Source organism: Paenibacillus solani (genome assembly GCF_001277345.1).
Taxonomy (GTDB): Bacteria; Bacillota; Bacilli; order Paenibacillales; family Paenibacillaceae; genus Paenibacillus_AQ; species Paenibacillus_AQ solani.
In genome coordinates this window covers 352274-371978 of sequence record NZ_LIUT01000003.1, presented here as the reverse complement: position 1 = coordinate 371978, position 19705 = coordinate 352274, and the positions used below count along the sequence as shown (strand labels likewise).

Annotated in this window: 19 protein-coding genes; 16 read left to right on the top strand and 3 right to left on the bottom strand. The window is 47.5% G+C overall.

Annotated elements, in window-relative coordinates:
- The 8 genes from AM231_RS18995 to AM231_RS28875 all read left to right on the top strand — a co-directional run bounded on the left by AM231_RS18995 (nucleotide 1) and on the right by AM231_RS28875 (nucleotide 8126).
- On the top strand, nucleotides 1-873 hold the full coding sequence (locus AM231_RS18995) for a type II secretion system F family protein (RefSeq protein WP_054404029.1): 873 nt from the start codon (nucleotides 1-3) through the stop codon (nucleotides 871-873).
- A 13-nt stretch (nucleotides 874-886) separates the two neighbouring features.
- Complete coding sequence (locus tag AM231_RS18990) at nucleotides 887-1084, top strand: Flp1 family type IVb pilin (RefSeq protein WP_423212927.1); 198 nt, start codon at nucleotides 887-889, stop codon at nucleotides 1082-1084.
- Nucleotides 1077-1751 carry a TadE family protein gene (locus AM231_RS18985; RefSeq protein WP_054404028.1) on the top strand — a complete coding sequence of 225 codons (675 nt, stop codon included), beginning with the start codon at nucleotides 1077-1079 and terminating at the stop codon, nucleotides 1749-1751. Before AM231_RS18990 ends, AM231_RS18985 begins: the two co-directional genes overlap by 8 nt.
- 2 nt (nucleotides 1752-1753) lie before the next feature.
- Entirely contained in the window at nucleotides 1754-3985 is a 2232-nt protein-coding gene (locus AM231_RS18980; protein WP_054404027.1) for a hypothetical protein, read from the top strand.
- 17 nt (nucleotides 3986-4002) lie between these two features.
- Nucleotides 4003-4983, top strand: a complete 981-nt coding sequence (locus tag AM231_RS18975; protein WP_054404026.1) for a TadE/TadG family type IV pilus assembly protein — start codon at nucleotides 4003-4005, stop codon at nucleotides 4981-4983.
- 190 nt (nucleotides 4984-5173) lie between these two features.
- Nucleotides 5174-5686: an A24 family peptidase gene (locus AM231_RS18970; RefSeq protein ID WP_054404025.1), complete on the top strand. Its 513-nt coding sequence runs from the start codon at nucleotides 5174-5176 to the stop codon at nucleotides 5684-5686.
- Nucleotides 5687-5698: 12 nt separating this feature from the next.
- The gene (locus AM231_RS18965; RefSeq protein WP_054404024.1) at nucleotides 5699-7546 is read left to right on the top strand and encodes a DUF6382 domain-containing protein; all 1848 of its coding nucleotides are present in this window, start codon (nucleotides 5699-5701) and stop codon (nucleotides 7544-7546) included.
- Between the two features lie 250 nt (nucleotides 7547-7796).
- Nucleotides 7797-8126, top strand: a complete 330-nt coding sequence (locus tag AM231_RS28875; protein ID WP_131724781.1) for a hypothetical protein — start codon at nucleotides 7797-7799, stop codon at nucleotides 8124-8126.
- A 193-nt stretch (nucleotides 8127-8319) separates the two neighbouring features.
- On the opposite strand, the gene AM231_RS29685 is transcribed toward AM231_RS28875, so the two are convergent.
- The gene (locus AM231_RS29685) at nucleotides 8320-8544 is read right to left on the bottom strand and encodes a hypothetical protein (protein ID WP_131724780.1); all 225 of its coding nucleotides are present in this window, start codon (nucleotides 8542-8544) and stop codon (nucleotides 8320-8322) included.
- Between the two features lie 228 nt (nucleotides 8545-8772).
- Here AM231_RS29685 and AM231_RS29180 point away from each other — a divergent pair, with 228 nt between their 5' ends.
- Nucleotides 8773-8949 (top strand): hypothetical protein, encoded by a 177-nt coding sequence (locus tag AM231_RS29180; RefSeq protein WP_165593439.1) that lies wholly within the window; start codon nucleotides 8773-8775, stop codon nucleotides 8947-8949.
- Nucleotides 8950-9300: 351 nt separating this feature from the next.
- On the opposite strand, the gene AM231_RS18955 is transcribed toward AM231_RS29180, so the two are convergent.
- Together AM231_RS18955 and AM231_RS18950 are read right to left on the bottom strand one after the other, a co-directional pair.
- The gene (locus AM231_RS18955) at nucleotides 9301-10221 is read right to left on the bottom strand and encodes a copper amine oxidase N-terminal domain-containing protein (protein ID WP_054404023.1); all 921 of its coding nucleotides are present in this window, start codon (nucleotides 10219-10221) and stop codon (nucleotides 9301-9303) included.
- Between the two features lie 230 nt (nucleotides 10222-10451).
- Nucleotides 10452-10925: a DUF2621 domain-containing protein gene (locus AM231_RS18950; protein ID WP_054404022.1), complete on the bottom strand. Its 474-nt coding sequence runs from the start codon at nucleotides 10923-10925 to the stop codon at nucleotides 10452-10454.
- Nucleotides 10926-11049: 124 nt separating this feature from the next.
- Between AM231_RS18950 and AM231_RS18945 the strand changes: the two genes are divergently transcribed.
- From AM231_RS18945 to AM231_RS18920, 7 genes are all read left to right on the top strand, one after another.
- On the top strand, nucleotides 11050-12171 hold the full coding sequence (locus tag AM231_RS18945) for a deoxyribonuclease IV (protein WP_054404021.1): 1122 nt from the start codon (nucleotides 11050-11052) through the stop codon (nucleotides 12169-12171).
- 279 nt (nucleotides 12172-12450) lie between these two features.
- Nucleotides 12451-13350: a formyltetrahydrofolate deformylase gene (gene purU / locus AM231_RS18940; protein WP_054404020.1), complete on the top strand. Its 900-nt coding sequence runs from the start codon at nucleotides 12451-12453 to the stop codon at nucleotides 13348-13350.
- 110 nt (nucleotides 13351-13460) lie between these two features.
- Nucleotides 13461-13613, top strand: a complete 153-nt coding sequence (locus AM231_RS29680) for a hypothetical protein (RefSeq protein ID WP_207383640.1) — start codon at nucleotides 13461-13463, stop codon at nucleotides 13611-13613.
- A 90-nt stretch (nucleotides 13614-13703) separates the two neighbouring features.
- Nucleotides 13704-16064, top strand: coding sequence for a hypothetical protein (locus tag AM231_RS18935; protein ID WP_054404019.1), 2361 nt, complete (start codon nucleotides 13704-13706; stop codon nucleotides 16062-16064).
- Complete coding sequence (locus tag AM231_RS18930; protein WP_054404018.1) at nucleotides 16061-16990, top strand: ABC transporter ATP-binding protein; 930 nt, start codon at nucleotides 16061-16063, stop codon at nucleotides 16988-16990. The genes AM231_RS18935 and AM231_RS18930 overlap by 4 nt, the downstream gene beginning before the upstream one ends.
- Nucleotides 16987-17934 carry an ABC transporter permease gene (locus tag AM231_RS18925; protein WP_054404017.1) on the top strand — a complete coding sequence of 316 codons (948 nt, stop codon included), beginning with the start codon at nucleotides 16987-16989 and terminating at the stop codon, nucleotides 17932-17934. Before AM231_RS18930 ends, AM231_RS18925 begins: the two co-directional genes overlap by 4 nt.
- Before the next feature lie 32 nt (nucleotides 17935-17966).
- Nucleotides 17967-19643 carry a phage tail tape measure protein gene (locus AM231_RS18920; protein WP_054404016.1) on the top strand — a complete coding sequence of 559 codons (1677 nt, stop codon included), beginning with the start codon at nucleotides 17967-17969 and terminating at the stop codon, nucleotides 19641-19643.
- Nucleotides 19644-19705: the final 62 nt, after the last annotated feature.

Here is a 19705-nt window from a genome sequence, read left to right as displayed (position 1 = left end):
ATGTTGACGTGGATATCCGGCGCGCTGCTGGTTCTGCTTGTGGGTGGTTGGGTGGTGCTGAATTATGCGTGCGGCGAACGATACCATCGTCTTGCGACGTTATCCATGGAAGGGCTGAGACTGCAGAAAGTGGCGCCGCCCTTGTTGTTCCTCTTGGAACGGGGGAAGGTTCCTATGCGGCTGCCAATTGTCTTTTATCGGATGCAGGCCTCGATTCAGAAGATTCATGGATTGCGGCACAGTGCAGAGATGACCTTGTTGTTTATGGCGGAAGCACTCGGATATACATGGCTTATTTTGATAGGGGGTTGTGTATGGTCGGTGGTGTCAGGAGACAGCACGGGTCTTATAGGTGGATTGGGCTTAGGCGCATTGCTCCCGGTTGCATTAACCAAGGATCTTCACAAAAAGGTGATGCTGCGCGAACAGGACATCATTCTGGAGCTGCCCGAACTTCTAAACAAGATTGTGCTGCTTGTCGGTGCCGGAGAGACGGTGCAGCGGGCGGTCATTCATTGTGTAGAGCGGAATGAGAATATGAATCATCCATTGTATATAGAGCTTAAGAGGATGGTGCTCGAATGGGAGGGGGGACATCCTTTCCAGCAAGCCTTCGAGCAGTTTAATAAACGGTGCGGCATTCAGGAAGTCTCCATATTTACAACAACCGTTCTGCTAAATTTTCGCCGCGGCGGAAACGATTTTGTGCTGGCGCTGCGTGATCTGTCCCGTGTGCTGTGGGAGAAGCGCAAGGCGATCGGCAGGACAAGGGGAGAGCAGGCCTCCTCGAAGCTGGTGCTGCCGATGGTAGTTATTTTTATGATTGTGATTGTTTTGCTCGGGGCGCCTGCCTTTATGATGATGAACATGTAGAAGGGATCGGTGTATGAATATGATGTTGACCATGATCAAGAACGGAATGAAGGCTTTTTGGAAGGATGAGAGAGGGATTGGAACGCTTGAGATGATTCTCATTCTTGTCGTTATTTTGATTATTGCGCTTGTGTTTAAAGAGCAGATTACAAATCTGGTAACCAACCTGTTCAAAAACGTGAACAACAAGAGTAAAGAATTTCTTGAATAAAGGGTTTCGGAGAAGATGGAAGGACGAGTCGGGGAGCTTCACGATCGAAGCCTCCCTGGTACTTCCTATCGTGTTGATGGTGACGGTACTGCTTCTATTCCTCTGCCTCTATATCTATCAGCAGTCTATGCTGGTTCAAGCTTCTGCCGCCGCTTCCGAGCGGACGGCATATAGCTGGGATAACAGCCATAAGGTGGCAGCAACGGGGTCTGTAGAACAGGGACTTCATGATTCGCTGTATTGGCGGTTAACGGATGATCATGTATTAGGACTTCTATTCGGTTTGGCAGGGGGCGACGGAAGTAGATCCATATCCTTGCCGGGTGGTGGGGAAGGCAGCGGGAAGCTGCCTGAAGTAAAGATGTCCAAGGGAGGCATGGCGGTACCATCAAGCATGGCAGGAGAGATGGACTATACGAATCAGCTGTTGATTCGAAAAGTAACCACGTCATTACAAGAGCAGGTGTCGCTAACACCGCTAAACCGGATCCTGGATAACGGCGGTGAGATCAAGGTCGACACACAGTCCATCGTGGTAGATCCTGTTGAGTTCATTCGTACAGTGGATTTAATGCGATATTATGGATCGAAGTTTCAAGGCGGAGGAGATGGAACGAATAAGGCTGCCGCAGGAGAAGTTCTACAAAAGTTCGGAGGTTCGCGATAGTCATGTTGAAGCGAGAACGAGAACGTTCTGTCAGAAGAAAGAGAAATAGGCAGCGATCGACGGATGGATCAGTTTCTGTTTTTTTGATTATTGCCTTGGCTGCGGTATTCATGTTTGTAGCCGTATTTATCGATTATTCCCGCATAGCAGCGATGAAGGTGCAGAGCGAAAGACTGACAAGAGCAGCCGTACGATCCGTGATGTCGGCCTATGATCCGCAGCTGCAGAAGGAATATGGATTATATGCCCTTGGAGACAGCAGTGGTGATCTGATTATGGGCAATGTGCTTAATGAAACTTTGAACCCGGGCAACCGAAGTGATGCGTTCTCTTTGATGGCTTTGGAACTAGACAGCTCTGGCCTTGAACTGCAGCGAGAGCTGGGTACATATGATATCTTCAACCGGCAGATTATCGAGGATATGAAATATAAAGCGCCAATTGACTTCACGCTGGAGCTTGTCAACAAGTTTAAGCCTATGTCACAAGGAATGAAGGAAGCATCGAATACAGTAGATGTTCTTAAAAAGCTTCGCAAATTGTATGACAAGCGGGAAGATGCGCTGGATGAGATGCTTGCTAAGCAGCGCAAGGCTGGGGCTAATGCTATGAAGTTATCAAAGCTAGTCATGGATCCGCCGGGGCAGTCCATCCCCGATACTTCGCTAGGTGGCAGTGTGTACAGCGCTGCTGACTTGGCATCACAGTACGAGGATTATAAGGTCAAAGAACAAGAGGATGCGGACAGGCCTCCTAAGGAGAAACAGTATACGCTGCTTCTGATGGCCTACCGTAGCGCGATGTCTTCGATGGGCTCGCAGATCTCGAGAGAGGTAAGCCAGCTCCAGAGGGAGAATCAGAAGCTGCTTGCGGATGCTCATAAGTTATGGGGAGAAGCCAGAGATCTGAATGAAGAGATGAAACAGGTCATTAAGGACTCTGAGAATCGTTCATCCAACGTTGGATATGACCAGGTCACGAATGATGTAACACCGGGATCGACCAATTCTTCTGCTGTAGAGGCGGAAATGATTGAATCCATACGTAAACAAGCGGATAAGCTGATTCACGATGATGGATTCCTGAATGGCTTCAGGCAAGAAATTGAGAATCAGGAAAGGCGTTTTCAGCAAGTTATCCAAGCTGTTTCCTCTCTTCAATCCTCATGGGGCGGAGAAGGAATGAAGGGGCCAATTCTTGAAGCAAGCCGCTCATTGCAAGGCTTCATATCCAGTTATGGGGTATCAGGAAGCGGCAATATCATCGATCGACAGCAGGCAGCCCTAGAGCAGTTTCGTACATCGGATAAGGAACGAAAGGCGATGGAGAAACAAGCTAAGCAGAAGCTGAAGGAGGCAACCAAGGTCATCGAGAGTCTCAACGGGCTCAATGGGAATCATCAAGCTATTATGGACGAGTTTCGTGAGCTTCAGCAGTACTATGACGACAGCCTTCAGTTTAATGCTGAAGCGGACAGCATGAATAAAGGGAGGCCAATGGACGACGATCCATACGATGCAGGTAAGAATGCGATGGATAATATGGACGGTATGTTTGGATTCATGGGGAACGTGCTCGGTGGAGTCAGGGATGAGCTGTTTCAGAATGAGTATGCGGTTCATTACTTTCAGCATTTTGATATTGGGAATTTATCCGGAATCGTGGGAGGGTCCCAAAGTGGCGGGGATATGATAGAGGAATTCGCTATTGGCAATCAGGAAGTGGAGTATATATTGTACGGGTTTCATAACCCAGCCGGAAATATAGCGGCTGCCTATGGAGAGATTTTTGCTTCCAGACTTGCGATTCGAACGATGGAAGGGTTCATCGTAAATAGTAAACTCGGAAATCCATTGGCGATTTTGGCAGCAGCCATATTGTACGGGATTGAGAAGGCGATAGAGGACATGATTCGGTTGTGTCAGAAGGGGAGTGTCCAGTTATCCAAGTACGTTCCCGTTGAGTTAACTTACAGGGATCATTTACGGATATTTATGTTCATTCACAGCAATAACGAGAAGAAGATGTCGCGTATGCTGGCGCTAATTCGACTGAACACCGGCATCAATCCCGCCGAACGATTCACTTACGCTTCTGGAGAAGTCAGCACGGCGATGCGCTTATGGTTTTTACCAGGGGTGACAAAAGCGATAGGTGTTGTATTTGGAAACGATGGGGATGAAGTTCAGGGGAATCGTTACTTGGTAAAGCGCCAGGCCGATTTCTCCTATTAGGATTAGGGGTTACTCGTATGAGACGATTGTCAGGAATACAGCAGCCATTTCGTAAGAGGAGAGCATCCGAACAAGGAAGTATGGTCGTTGAAGCAGCTCTGGTGCTGCCGATGTTTATGTTTTTTGTCATATTTCTCATATATATCGTGCAGATGACATTAATATCCACTGCACTCCAAAGCACAGTTTCGGATACTGTCAAAACTGTGGCGGCCCATATGTACCCTATTTCTCTTGCAATACAAGCCAATTCCGATTATAGCGGAACAGGGGAGCCAAGCACATCCCATTGGGAAATTCCGCAGCTGTCGCTCGCTGACTGGGTCTCTAAGTATAGTGATTCACTTCCTGCTCCTGTTAATGAATGGGTCAGGGATGCGGTAGCCTCTGGTGAGGAGCCGCTACAGCAGCTCAAGAATCAAACCATAGAAGCAGTACTGGACCCCGTGCTTAAGCCTGTGCTGAAACCGTTTATGCCTGGCAATCTCCTGGACTATGACCGAATTCATGTGTCTAATGTGCGCATTCCGAATCTGAAGAGCGGGGCTAGCCCATATTTTGGTATAGAGGTGAATTACGCGCTTCCGATCCGCGTTCCTTTCTTGAATAAGCGTATTGTGCTGCAGGCAAAGGCGCAAGAACGACTATGGATTGGCGATACCGGCGAAGGAGGGGCGGGCTCGGGAACAGGAGATGGCAAGTCGAACGGGGCTATCGAGCTGCTAGAGAAGCCGAATCCGGCGGTCGCTAGTAAACAGGCTTCGGTAAAAGTGAAGGTAGAGCCGGGCAGCAGTGCTCAATTGTCAGTCTATTATAAGAGCGGTCAGAGCACAGCAAAATACTTGGGGTGGAAGACGGCAGACGAGAATGGATATATCGACTGGGAATGGAATGTGGGATTTAATACAACTCCGGGTACGTGGCTGTTTGTTGTTGAGACAACGGATGGGGAGCGGATCGAAGTGCCGTTTACCGTGGTTGCGCGGTCTGATGGTTGAGGTATGAAAAACATAGTCTTGGGGGCAGCACTATGTGTGTGTTAGAAGTTCAAACTCAATAGACAGTTGAACACCCGTAAGGAATAAGACATTTGGGTAACATGGACGATGATCAGGCCGGATGTTTTGGGTGTCTAATAAGCAAATGTTATTCCTTCGAATAGTCTCAGCAAGGGAGTTTTGATATCATATGGCCGTTGCATTTATTGTTTGTGCCGTTTATCTGATTGCAGCCTTCTTCACAGATCTTCGATCGATGAGAATACCGAATGTCTTAACCGTTTCAGCCATGCTGTCCGGTCTTATCTATCATAGTATTGTGAACGGATGGGAAGGCTTGTTCTTTTCATTAAAGGGGCTTGGTGCGGGGTTCCTCATCCTATTGCTTATGTATTTTATAGGGGCTGTGGGAGCAGGTGATGTGAAATTGTTCGGAGGGATCGGTGCTTTGACCGGTCTATGGTTTACCGTACAGGGAATCATGTATTCGGTTCTATTTGCAGGGGTTATTGGTTTGTTTATACTGTTGTGGCGGCGCGAAGCGTTGAAGCGGCTGCGCAAACTTGCTGGCAGCATTGTGGGAGTCTTTATCTTCAAGAGCGGGCTGACATGGCGTAACCATCAGGAGGAACATTTGCGATTTCCATTTATGATTGCCGTCCTTCCTGGTGTAATCAGCACTTATTTAGTACTGCATGGGTAGGGGGAGACGCTTATGTTCGGATTAAAAGCGGATTTTAAGCAGAACGGCGGAACAATCATGGTGATGGATCGCCCTGAAGGCATCCCATCCACCGAGTTGAATCATGTACAGCTGGGTATGATCCGTTCTTCAAAGATTCCTCATCTTCTGAGGCTGCACATAAAAGAAGTCGATTTCAGAGTAACGCTGGAATATGACATTACCGGTAAGAAAATGCTGTCTCAGGCTTTAAAAAGTGAGCGCATGACACTTACCGAATATTACGGATTGCTGCTGCAGATTGCGACTGCTCTGGACGACAGTAAGTTGTATATGCTGCAACCGGAGAATTATATTCTCCATGAGGATTACCTATTTATCGAAGGTTCATTAAATCTGGGTACTTTACATTTAACCTATGTCCCAGTAATAGCCAACGATGAAGGCAGTAGAAACCTCCCTATATTGCTCAAAGAGTTAATGACAAGACTGCTAGCATCCGTATCTGAGTTAAGGGGAGGAGGAGTCCAAGCGCTGATGTCTTTTTGCAGCGATACAAGCTTTAATCTTAAAGGATTTAAGAGTCTGGTTGTTGAACTGCTTGCGAGAGAAGATGGTGATGAACACCGTGCTGTTAATCAAACAAATTCAGGAGTGCCTGCACGCATGAATGAAAGTTTGCCGAGTAACGCGAGCCAATCTAGAAACATTGCCTTCTCCAAGCCCGCATCTGTAGTTACAGAACCAGCTAATACCCGGGCAGCAATGCCCCAAGCAGAGAAAGATGCCAATACAGATAAACAGAGTTTAATTCGAAGCTTGACGGAACGTACCAATGAAATGCTTGGGAAGAAGGGCAGATACGAAGATAACGATGCTCATCCGGACCGCAGTTACTCGGGTTCAGTTCCTGCGTGGCCATCTGATAAGGATGATACCATCCAGGAAGCCACGGATGATAACAAAGCTTCACCAGTTCGCACCTATATATTGTTGGGATGTTTGCTCGGAACCGCTATGGCTTGGAGATTGTTGTATATGAATCAGCCGAATAGCCTGATGCTCGGGTTGTCGGTTGGGATTACGGTCCTCCTTGCTGCAGCAGCTTGGCTTGGCTGGACAGGAAAGCTTCGCCTTCTCTCACGCAGGAACGACGAGTGGAGCGATTCGCTGCCGATGTTTGAATCAACTGAGCTTGGTTCGCAGGAGCATTCCAAGTGGAAGACGGTCCCTCGTTTTCAGGCGGACCCTCTATCGGGACTCCTAACGGACAACCCGGCAACCAATCCAAGGAAGGCCGTTCCAGACCCAGAGGAGGGCAAGGAGAGCTGGAGATGGAAAGTTCCTGAGCCTCCATCCCATTCTGAGAGGCAGGAACGTTATTCTGCACCGTCGCAAAGCTATGATTATTCACACGGACATGAGGCTGCAGCCTCGGCTTCTTATGAGGAAGGACAGGGGGATTATTACGCTCAGCTGTCCCAACGGACAGAGGTGCTTTCTTCCTCTGGGGCCGGGGGAGCAACTGTACTGCTAAGCGGAGAGACAGCGGCTCGTCCAGCAGGGCAGCGCCCGCCAAGCGCTTATCTGGAGCTGAACGAACCGAATACAGCCGCCCCACAGCGGATTGAATTGCACCAGCCTCATTTCATCATCGGTCGTTCGCCAGACGTAGCCCAATTTGTTGCTCAGGGAGTGGGGACTTCACGAGCGCATGTAGAACTTTCGCGTGAAGGCGGAGAATACGTATTAAAGGACCTGGGTTCAAAAAATGGTACGGTGTTGAAGGGGGAGGCCATGGTGCCATATAAAGAATACCCTCTGATGGAAGGGGATGCTTTTATTATTGCCGGATGGTCGTTTACATTGCGGAGGAGTTAATACTAATACGAGATTATATATAAAGAGGCAGAGGTTGGTTATAGCCCGAAAAAGGGTGATAAATGAATGTAGTACAATAATAGTGCGTCATAAAGACGCGGCCAGTATGACAAATCAACCTGAGAAGCAATGAACGCCGAATGAAGTAGTGAAAACTTAACTGGAATTAATATACATAATATGATATATTTAATTTAGTCAACAAGAAATTGCTATCATTTCAAAATAATGATGGAGAGGTGTTTGTTGAATGATTAACAAAAAAGTATTGCTATCTCTAACAACTGCTTTAACACTAGTTTCTGGAGTTGCACCCTTGAGCGCATCAGCTCAGACATCAGTTTTGCCAATTAGTGAAAGAGTCAACGCATCTGAAGTAATCAATGTTAATGCATCTAGCTGTAAAGCAGTATTATACAGATTATCCTGGAAGGATTATCCTAAAAAAAGTGATGTTCCTAAATCAGTTGTTTATCAAGGAGAGACCTATTACTTATATAAAATTACAATATGGGAAGATGATCGGGGCACCGACTGGAGCCGATGGGATTCAGAATATCGGAATTCGGCTTGTAACTAGTATTTTTTGCTAGTGTGAAATAATTGTGTAATAAGCCCACTTCCCAGTACTGTTTTAAAAACCCAATGGAGTCAGCACAACATTGACACAGACTTATCTCTGTATTAATTCTTCGTGCTGGACGATGATAAACAAAAAGCTAAGTTACTAGGATAAGTGGCAGAATCAACATAATAAGTATTATCGACGATTTCTAAAAAGCTTGCGGTACAATACCGCGAGCTTTTTTTCTGTTATATGGATATGTTACAGGCGATGAACATGACGGAAGCTTATCGACCGGCCACGCAAACAGCACTCTTGTTGCCTTCCAGCGGTAATAGGTGGCACGAGCGATCCCGTGCCATGCACAAGCTTGGGATAAAGATACTTCTACCCAACCGGTCTCCGCCCAATCAACTACGATTCGAGGTTCCACCTCCTTGTACTTTTTTAGCACATCTAATTGTTGCTTGAGAAAACGGATCTCTACTTCAGGCAGGTTTCTTGATAAGATCTAAAGTTTTTTTCCTCATTATTTGGTTAAGCGACAGTATCCCTTATATAACAACAAGCAATTCAAGATTAAAATGAGACCTAGTCCTCAGGAGGTATATTCCACATTGTGTTAATGTTAAATTATACCAATTAAAGGAGGTAATGTATTATGAATATCAAATCTTTAACAATGGGTGCTCTATTAGGGGTATCAATGTTATTTGGAAGTGTGAGTGCTAGTGCTGCACCTGTTGATACAAATTCTGTATCTCCGTATGCTAGCGAAAATTTGGTCTTGCGCGTCGGTGAAAACCACACTTTTAGTGGTACAATCTCCATATGTTGATAATATACAGAATGTAATAGCTGTAACATATCCCTCGACTATTAGAGGAATCAAGCCAGGAAGCGCAAAACTTAGAGTTTATAGTAATGGGGTATATACATATTATGATATTTTCGTAAAAAGCGGCATATGGTAAACCTACGTTCTTGTAATTAAAGCATAGTATCACTAGGGCACTACGCAATTAGTTCATCTTCTTTCGCCTACCACTAAAGAATTACATGCAGAACGGCTTAGACATGTTATGTATACGGCATGTCATAGAGAAGCGGAACCCCCGGGTATTAAGGCAGCAATCCTGCCATAATACCCGGGGGTTCGTTCTATTATTGAAGTGTGCGTACAAAATATTTATAACGAACTAGAATAGATCATGTACTCCGTATCGCCGGTTGGGTCAAAATACCAGTAAGCTACCTTTTTCGAGTAATTATAAGATCCTCCGTACAAGGGCCAGCGTGTAACATACATATTGTATTCGGGAACGAAAACATTATACTGGGCATCGTATCCGCTTGGGTAAGAGGAACTCGCAAAGAATGTAATGATAAATACGTAGACTTTTTTGTACCCGTATTTTTTATGTACATGGTCGGCAATGTTCTTGGTCAACAGATGACCTGTTGAAGGTTTGCTGTCAAAAGCGTCGATAATGTTTTGCATCGTTTGTTCATCCGAAATTTCTACGGCGATGGAGATTGTATCCGAATCGTCTCTGACACCATAAGTTAACTTGTTCAGGTGCAGTTTCCCAGAGGAGAGATTCGAGTATTTGGATTCCAATTCCTCTTGGATTTTGTCGGTTTTCGTTTTGACTGGTGGAATCGGAGCAGGCTTTGGTACAAAAGGCTCTGTTCCTTGGTAACTGGTTATGTTTATGGTATTTCCTTTTACAGCTAGGGTTGCTCCAGTGGCTTCACTAATAAAGCGTAGGGGAACGAATATGTTTCCGTTAATTGATACAGGCGGAGATTCGAGCAGCACACGAGAGCCGTTTATATAGGCGTTTTTATTGCCAACGGTCAGCACAAGGTTGATTCCTTTTTTAGTTCCTGTAATTTGCTGTTTAGAAGAATCCCACTTCACGGAGAGACCAAGGCTTTTGAATATTGGAGCGAATTGTACCAAGGTTACCCCGTCTCGCATAATAGGGGCCTGCCGCAGCCCCACTTTAACGCCATCTACATTGACGATATTGGCTGGTGCCGCTCCTGCAGCTGGTACGAGGCATGTAAATAGTAGAATAATAATTGCAGCGATTTTAAACTTCACGTTTTTCTTTCCTCCTAGGTCTATTGGTATATATTTCATATAACAGTCTATTATACTTACTCTGCGATTGATATCCTGGCCAAGTTCATTTGTATCCTTTCAATTTATCAAAATTATAAACAAATCCCCCTAATCCTCTCTCAAGGACTAGGGGGAATACTTTTGGGATCATACGGTTGTCTACTCATTTAATTGAGGAGAACAACCATTGATCCATTTAGGTTGTGTCATCACTTGTTAATTAAATGCTGATAAGGCTTGTAGTCGATTTCCTTCTTCTGGAGGAAATTCATCAGGAATTTGTAATCCCGCTTTGGCGTGGCCACGATGTAACCTTTGATGCAGTGATCCCGGGTTACTTCGGTTGCGCCGGATTCGACGGCGATTTTGCCGATTTCGGCTGCAATGGAGTGTTTGGCGATATCCCGGAACGGTCCTGGAACAGGCTGCACCAGTTCGTTCAGAAATGCTTTGGATTCATCGGTCCATAGCGGGCGGCTTCGCTCTACCCAGTAATTTTGCCAATCGAGCTTAGATTTTCCATCTGCTTTGGGAAGCACTTTGAGAAACTTGCGGAACATGAAAAATCCGCCAATACCCATCAGTCCGAGCATGACCCATCCCCAGAAGGCGATGGAGTACATGAACCAGGATGGCGGTGCACTGGACGATAAATAGCCCAAAACGGCTCCTGTGCTCTGCATCTGTATATCACCTCAATGATTATTTCACATGACACTTTCACGAGAATTATAACGCATTTCTAGATTTATTTCGACTTACAAGCTAAAATAGGTGTAATTGTGTGTTAAAAAAGGGGGATACAGCATGTTAAAAATTGGTTCCCACGTGTCGTTCTCAGACAAGGGATTGCTGACTGCAACGGCTGAGGCCAAATCTTATGGGTCCAGCTCGTTCATGATATATACCGGTGCTCCGCAAAATACACGCCGCAAGCCGATCGAATCCATGTTTATTGAAGAGGGCAGAGCGGCTATGCAGGAAAATGGGATTGATGAGATTGTGGTCCATGCGCCATACATTATCAACCTCGGATCGTACAAGCCTAACACGTACGAGCTTGCTGTGAGCTTTCTGCAAGAGGAAATTCGCCGCACACATGCGGTCGGCGTGAAGAACATCGTTCTCCATCCCGGCGCATATACCGATAAGGATGCGGAATATGGCATCGATCGGATTGCCGAAGGCCTTAATGAAGTACTTGGCGGTACGGATGAGACCGAAGTGAAGATTGCGCTTGAAACCATGGCAGGCAAAGGTACTGAGATGGGCCGCAGCTTTGAAGAAATTGCTTCCATTATAGATAAGGTGAAGTACAATGATCGTCTGGCCATTTGCCTTGATACTTGCCATATCCATGATGCAGGATATGACATAGTGAATGATCTGGATGGCGTACTTGAGCAATTCGACCGATTGATCGGACTCGACAGATTAACCGTTGTGCACGTGAATGACAGCAAGAATCCGCGTGGAGCGGGTAAAGACCGTCACACACCAATTGGAACCGGATGGATCGGGTATGAAGCCATTCAAAGAGTGGTTCATCACGAGAAGCTGCAGGGTAGACCATTCATTCTAGAGACACCTTGGATCGGTAAAGATCCGAAGAAGCAGCGGCCGATGTATGAGATCGAGATTGCACTGCTGCGCGGTGATGTGGAAGGGCGCTTCGGACCTGATTTCGTGCAGCAAGTACAAGAGCTTGGTGCATTCTTTGATAAGGAAGGCATCAACTCTCGTCCTTTCGTGCTGGATACCTGGACGCTCCTGAAGAATGATGCCAAAGCCAAAAAAGCGGACCCTCGCGAACCGATGGAACGTTTGTATGATATGGTCGTAGCGGCAGGTTTGCTGTCCGACTTGTCAGAAGAGCAGATTAATCAACGTTTGATTGCCTGGTTGTCAGGAGCTAACCTGACGGCATAGGTTCCATTGGAATGAGACTTAATTAAGGTTTTGATCTGAATGTAAAGCAGTATGATAGAGAGTGTCCTCCACCCAGAATGCGGATTTGTTTTTTTGGATGAGGCGCTCTCCAATTATTGAAAAATGGACGTCTAACCTTCATGAAGGTTGTCTTTAGGCTATCATGAAATTCGTCGTCAGACATTCATATAGGTATTCGTCAGGCATTTATAATGGTTGCCTGCAAGCATAGAGTGTTGAAGTATATTGCTCAAGTATAAGGGAGGATCACCTAGTATTATGGATATTCACATCAAGAAGGATTTATCATCAGCGGCAGGCCAGTACCCTAATCGTGCCCGCATGCTGATTTCCTGTCCGGATGGACCAGGAATTGTAGCGGCAGTTTCCCGCTTCTTGCATGAGCATGGAGCAAACATTGTGCAGTCTGATCAATATACGATCGACCCCGATGGCGGAATGTTTTTTATGCGGGTTGAATTTGATCTGGAGGATTTGAACACAAAGCTATCCAAACTGGAGGAATCCTTCCGGGAAGTGGCGGATCAATTCCAAATGGAATGGAATATCTATCATGCCGCACGCAAGAAGCGATTGGCTATTTTCGTTTCGAAGGAAGATCATTGTTTGGTAGAGCTGCTGTGGCAATGGCAGGCAGGCGATCTGGATGCAGATATCGCACTGGTCGTGAGCAACCACCTCGACATGAAGGAATATGTGGAATCATTTGGTATTCCTTATCACCATATTCCGGTTACGGCCGATACGAAGCCAGAAGCGGAGAGACGCCAACTGGACGTCATCGGTGACGATATTGATATGATCATTCTCGCGCGTTATATGCAGATTATTTCGCCGACCTTTATTGAGCATTACCGAAACCGGATTATTAACATCCACCATTCCTTCCTCCCGGCTTTTGTGGGCGGCAAGCCTTACGCGCAAGCCTATAACCGCGGCGTTAAGATTATCGGGGCAACCGCACATTATGTAACCGAAGAGCTCGATGGCGGACCGATTATTGAGCAGGACGTACAGCGCGTAAGTCATCGGGACGATGTGAACGAACTGAAGCGAATTGGCCGGACGATCGAGCGCGTGGTGCTGGCGAGAGCAGTTAAATGGCATGTTGAGGATCGAATTCTGGTGCATAACAATAAAACGGTAGTTTTTAGCTAATGACGTAGCAGCGTAAGGCAGGTTGAAGAGAGTAAACGGGCAATACCCCGCTTCTGCGGCCACTATCCGTGGCCAACAGCTCATTGGAATGATATACCATAGATCATATAATGGAGCAGCCTGACACTTTAACGCTGCAATGGAATAACCCTGAACCCGCTCCTGTTTCTGGAGCGGGTTCTTTTTTTGTAAATGCAGGATGGAATTGTTTTTGGATATTAAATGCCAAACTTTTTGTATTTTCGACTCGTCAATATAGTTGAACCTTCGAAGAGAATCATTACATAAGTCTTCGTATTTTTGTGTCATATGTGGTGGGAAAGCAATTTATATGTGGAGAGGGGAATCATCAGTTGTCGTTTTATACTAAGAAAACGTGGATATTGCTGCCGTTGATGGTACTGCTGATCATGGCGACTTTATCCTTGTCAATACCGGCAGGAAAGGTTTACGCCGACAGTGCGAAGATTGGGATTCAATCCGAGATGGGGTATCAAGGCAAGATTAAACATGATAAATGGAATCCGCTCAAACTGACCCTAACGAGCGATCGGGATATATCGGGTGACATTGTCGTGAAGATTCAAAGCAATTATGGCAATGGTTATCACACCTCCTATGTCCAGCAGGTGGATCTGCCAAAGGATACGCCGAAGGAAGTCATTATCGGGATTCCGGGTACTGTGCTAAATAAAGATAATAACCAGATCCTCTTCTATGAAGGATCTTTTTCCAAGGGAAAGCAAACCCCGTTTGCTACGGGTAAGGACTATGTTCAAGCTTCCCCTTACCAAGGCGCGCTTATGGGGGTCTTGTCCGATGACCCGGACACCATGAATTTCATGAACGTCCTGAATGGCAAAGGTAATAGCGTGAATGTATTCCCGCTCAAGCCGACCAGCATTCCAGCGGATGCAATGCTGCTGAACGGGCTGGACGTAATTGTAATCAATAATTTTTCATCCGATACACTGTCAGAGCCTCAGCGCAAAGCGATCACGGATTGGGTAAATGGCGGCGGGACGCTGATACTCGCGGGTGGTGCGGGTTATGCCAAAACAGCTGCGCCGTTTGCCGACATTGCTCCGGTGGTTGCAAATGGCACGATGACGGTTAACGCTTTGCCCGAGCTTGAAAAATTGGGCGGAAAACCGCTGAAATTGGATGGGCCATTTACCATTTCTACCGTGACGGCGGTGGAAGATGCACAGACCGGAATTAAAGCAGACGGTCAACCTGTATTTGCCTCGCATGTTTATGGCCAGGGAAGCGTTCAATATGCTGCCTACGACCTTGCCATGGAGCCGGTAAGCTCCTGGGCCGGCCATCCGGATGCATGGGCTTCGGTATTGCGCAATCACCTTCCTATGACGGGTTCGCAAAATGGCATGTACTACAATTCGCTTATGGACAATTTGAGTTATGTGCTGGAGTATTTTCCATCACTCAAGATGCCTTCCTTCACATTGCTGTTATGGATGCTTATTATATATGCGGTCATCGTAGCCCCTCTTCTCTATTTTATTTTGAAGAAGGCGGACAAGCGGGAATGGGCATGGTTCTTGATCCCGATTATTGCTGTCATTGCGAGCGTTTCCGTTTATGCGGTGGGCTCCTCGGATAAAACGAGGGAACTCGCGCATACCATCAACCTGATTGAGCTTAACGGTCAGGGAGACGCGGTGAAATCCACGGCCTCTGCATTCTTCACGCCGCGCAGCGGCAATTATGCCCTTGAATTCCCCGAGCATACGTATTTGAAAACGGGAGGCTCGCAGAACACGTTTGGGGGAATGCGTGAGAATAACAGCTTTGTCCGTATGGGACAGGAATCCACAACGCTGGAGCTTCGAGATATGTCTCAATGGTCTCTAGCCAAAGTATGGATTGAAGGACAAGGGACGGAGGAGATGGGCCGTCTGTCTCTGGATTTAAAGCTGGATGATAAAGGGGATTTGAACGGTAAGATTACGAACGATACCATTAACGATTTGACCGAGGTAGCACTGGTTGTTGGAGGCAAAGCTTACAAGCTGGGAGATATCAATAAGGGGGGAACGGAAGCCATTCCCCAGGATCCAAAACAAATCATTAAGTTTGTAGGCGGTGATTTATCTGGAATGCTGTACCCATACTCGCAGAATGACACCAAACAGAGGGAACGGGATGTTTTGTCTAATTACGGGTATTCGAGAGGGATGGTGGGCCAGGATGCTTACATTTTGGGATGGAGCAAAGACCATTTGACGAACTATACGCTGAAAGGCAGCGAAGTAGATAGTGATCAGCTTAATTTCTGGGTACAACCAGTGAAGATGGAGTGGGGGCTGAGCGGCAAGGTTAACATTCCTTATGGTTTCCTGTCTGCTGAAATAGCCCAGGTGAATGCACCGATGTTCGGAGCTTACCCTCATGGGGTCGAGATGGGACAAGGCAGCATGATCGCTGAATTCCCGTTAATATCGGAAGGTAATGTAAAGTACTCGGAGTTATCCATTAAAGGCACCAAATTTAACAATAACGTCACGATGGAGATCTGGAACGCGAAGAAGAGCGAATGGGAGCCTGTTACTGACACGAACAATGTATTTACCATTAACAATGATCCCGAGCAGTATATTATAGGAAACCGGATCAGGTTCATGATCACCGCTAAGGATCAAACCAACTTTATGATGCCGGAACTGTCTGTGAAGGGGGAGGCCACGCAATGATCGAGATTCATAATCTGAGCAAAAAATACGGTACATTTCATGCGCTCAAAGACATTAGTCTTCATATCGAAAAAGGGACCGTATTTGGATTTGTTGGTCCGAATGGAGCAGGCAAATCCACGACCATGTCCATACTGGCTACCCTGATGCTGCCAACCTCTGGCGTTGCCAAAGTCGGCGGCTATGACGTGACTCAGCATCCCAAGGAGGTCCGCAAGCGGATAGGCTACATGCCCGATTTCTTTGGTGTGTATGATCAGCTGAAGTCTACCGAGTACCTGCATTTTTATGGAGCAAGTTACGGTATTCCGCGCGCTGAGCGGGAGCAGCTCATTCCACAGCTCCTTGAGCTGGTGAACCTGAGCGACAAGGCGGATACGTACGTGGACAGTCTATCACGCGGAATGAAGCAGCGTTTATGCCTGGCGCGCTGTTTGGTGCATGATCCAGATGTATTGATTCTGGATGAGCCGGCCTCGGGTCTTGATCCGCGGGCCCGGATCGAGATGCGGGAAATATTGAAAGAATTGAAGCTTATGGGCAAGACCATCATCATTTCGTCGCATATTCTGCCGGAGCTTGCTGAGATGGTGGATGAAATCGGTGTGATCGAGCATGGCGAGATGGTGGCTCAAGGCAAGGTGGCTGATATCCAAAGCCGTCTCCGCGTCAAAAAGGTCATCCACATCCGCACGCTGGAGCGGGAAGAGGAACTGGCCGAGAAGCTGCGGGACGAACTTCATGTCACATCGGTATTGACGGATAATACCGGCGTTCATGTCCATTACAGCGGGGATGATGTGCAGCAAAGCGCTCTGCTGCGGCAGGTGGTTTCCTGGGAGATTCCGATTGTTTCGTTTCAGGAAGCACAAAGCAATCTGGAGGATGTATTCCTCGAAATTACCAAAGGGGGACCCCGCGAATGAATTGGAGTAAAGCGCTAATCAATCCGGTCATTGACAAAGAATTTCGGCTGCGGATGCGTTCAAAGCGTTCGATGTTGTCCGTATTGCTGTATGTGTTGGCCCTTGGCGCCATCGCAATGGGCTTCATATATCTTTTCTTATATTTAGGGCAGCGAGGGCCTCAACGATTTGATCCGCAAATGAGCCAAATGATGTTTTATGTGCTCAGTTTTGCACAACTTGTGCTCATTGCGTTTATGGCGCCAGCACTGACCGCCGGGGTCATCAGCAGCGAACGGGAGAAGCAAACGCTGAGCATGCTGCTGACAACCCAGCAGAGCTCAGCCACCATCGTGCTAAGCAAGCTGGTCTCTGCACTTAGCTTTATGGCACTCATCGTGCTGGCCACACTGCCGGTCTACAGCATTGTTTTTCTGTACGGAGGAATTTCGCCAAAGCAGCTCGTTTCTGTGTTTATCTTTTATTTATTTGTCATGCTGCTGCTCGGCTCGCTTGGGGTCATGTTCTCTACATTATTCAAAAGAACCATCGTGGCGATCATTGTTACCTACGGTGCTGGGCTTATTATTTTTCTTGTAACAGGACTGCTGTATCTGTTCTTCATGGGTATTGAGCAGCGGAATATGTATCAAAGCGGGCAGCCGATCGTACCGGGGAGTTACTCCTGGGTTGGATATTTGCTTGGTCTGAATCCGGCAGGGGCGATGATGAGTTTGTTTAACCCTTCCTTCTCGGAGCAGGTATTCATGCTGCGCGGCGGTAGTTTGAACAGCAAGGCGCCCATCGAGTTGTGGCTGGAATTCTTCATCGTATATTCGGTTGTGATCGTTCTTGCCTTGTGGGTAGCCATACGGAATATTCGGCCTGTCGCAAGACGGAAACGAAAGGTTAAGATTTCAGCTCAGCCACCACAAGGACAGGAGACAGCAGGTAACGAAGTATAACATTCCAAAGCTCAGGATAAGGAGGAAGTGCAGTGGACAACATTATGCGCTTTATTGAAGCCGCCAGAGCGCGGCTGCAGCGATTCCGCCTCATTACGTATGCATTATACGGACTTACGGCAGGATTTGCCGCGCTGCTGCTGCTCCTGGTGCTTGGGAGATTCGTACCCATAACCTGGCTTACCTACGCATACATTGCCTTTCCGGTTGGTGCAGGCTTTATAGGTTTGATATGGGGATGGCTGTACCGTGTGCCAATCGAAGAGGCTGCATCCGCAATGGATCAGTCTTCGGGCGGAACGGAACGAAGCGATATGATGGTGACGGCATTATCGTTTAAAGAAGAGGAATCGCAGGCAGTCAAATGGCAGCGGGAACAGGCGGAGCGTTACGGAGCGCGTTTTGCAGAGCAATTACCGGAGCGGCTCCCTTCTCCTCGTCGAAAAAAACAGTTCCTCCTCTGCAGCGTCACACTGGTTGCCGTGGTCATCTTTGCCTTTGTCCCGAATCCGATGGATAAGAAGGTCGAAGCAGCTAAAGAGCAGCAAAACTGGATGAAGGAACAGGTAGCCAAAACCGAAAAGCTTGCGGAAGAGCTTCAGAAAGAAACGCTCGCTCCTGCCGACAGGAAAAAGCTGCAGGAGAAGCTGGATGCCTTAAAAAAAGCGCTGAAGCAAGAAAAGCATCCCGAGCAAGCGCTTGAGAAGCTGGAAGAAGCCATGAAAGAGCTGGAGAAGATGGCGAAACAGCAGCAGGAAAAAGCAAAGGCGATGTCTGAGCTCGCCCAAAAAATGCAGCAGAATAAGCTGTTATCCCAAGTCGGGAAGAAGCTTGCCGAAGGTATGGCCGATCAATTGAAGCAGGAAATGAAAAAATTCACCGAGCAAGTGAAGAAGATGTCTCAGGAAGAGAAGAACGAGCTGTCCGATGCTTTAAAAAAGCTTGCTGAAGAAGCTGCCAAACAGATGGAAGACAAGAAGCTGGAGCAAGAGCTTAAGAAAGCAGCCGATGCACTGCAAGAGGGCAAGCTGCCGCAAGAGCTGGAAGAAGCGCTTCAGCAGCTGGCCGAGGAGTTAGCCAAGGCAGCGCAATCCAAAGCAGCTTCAGATAGTCAGTCGCAGTCTGCTGCTTCGCTGGCAGCTGCCCTTGCTTCACAGGGGCTAAGCTTAGCCGATCAGATGGCGGCAGCAGGGATGTCGGTATCCGACGCCTGGAGCAGCGGCGGCAGTGCTGAAGCATTGGCTCTGGCTGGTTCCGGCGCAGGCTCAGGCGAACAAGGCGAAGGCTCGGAGGATTCCTCCGGCGAAGGAAGTAGCGGGACTGGACAAGGTCAAGGCGCTGGCAGCGGAGCCGGTTCGGGAAGCGGTGCAGGTTCAGGTTCCGGCTCGGGCTCGGGCGGCAGTGGATCAGGCAGCGGAACCGGAAGTGGAGCCGGTCTTGGCACAGGCGGCCGTGAGCTTGTGACGATCCCGCGGGATTACAAGGGCAGCGGCAATGTACAGAATGATTCCGGCGAGATCAAGGGCGGCGGCGGAGATGTTCAGAAGGGCGGCGTTTCACCGACAGTTCCCGGCATGTCGAGGCCTTATGAGGAAGTGTACCGCGATTACGAGGCCGAGGCGCGTAAAACGCTGGGCCGCAATCAGCTGCCGGACCAAATGCAAGGTCTGGTTGAGGAATATTTCATGCAAATCAATCCGAATCCGTGAGGGTTTAAAGATAACCGAAGATAAAATGAGCCATTGAATTTCATTTGAATTTTACCAAGAAG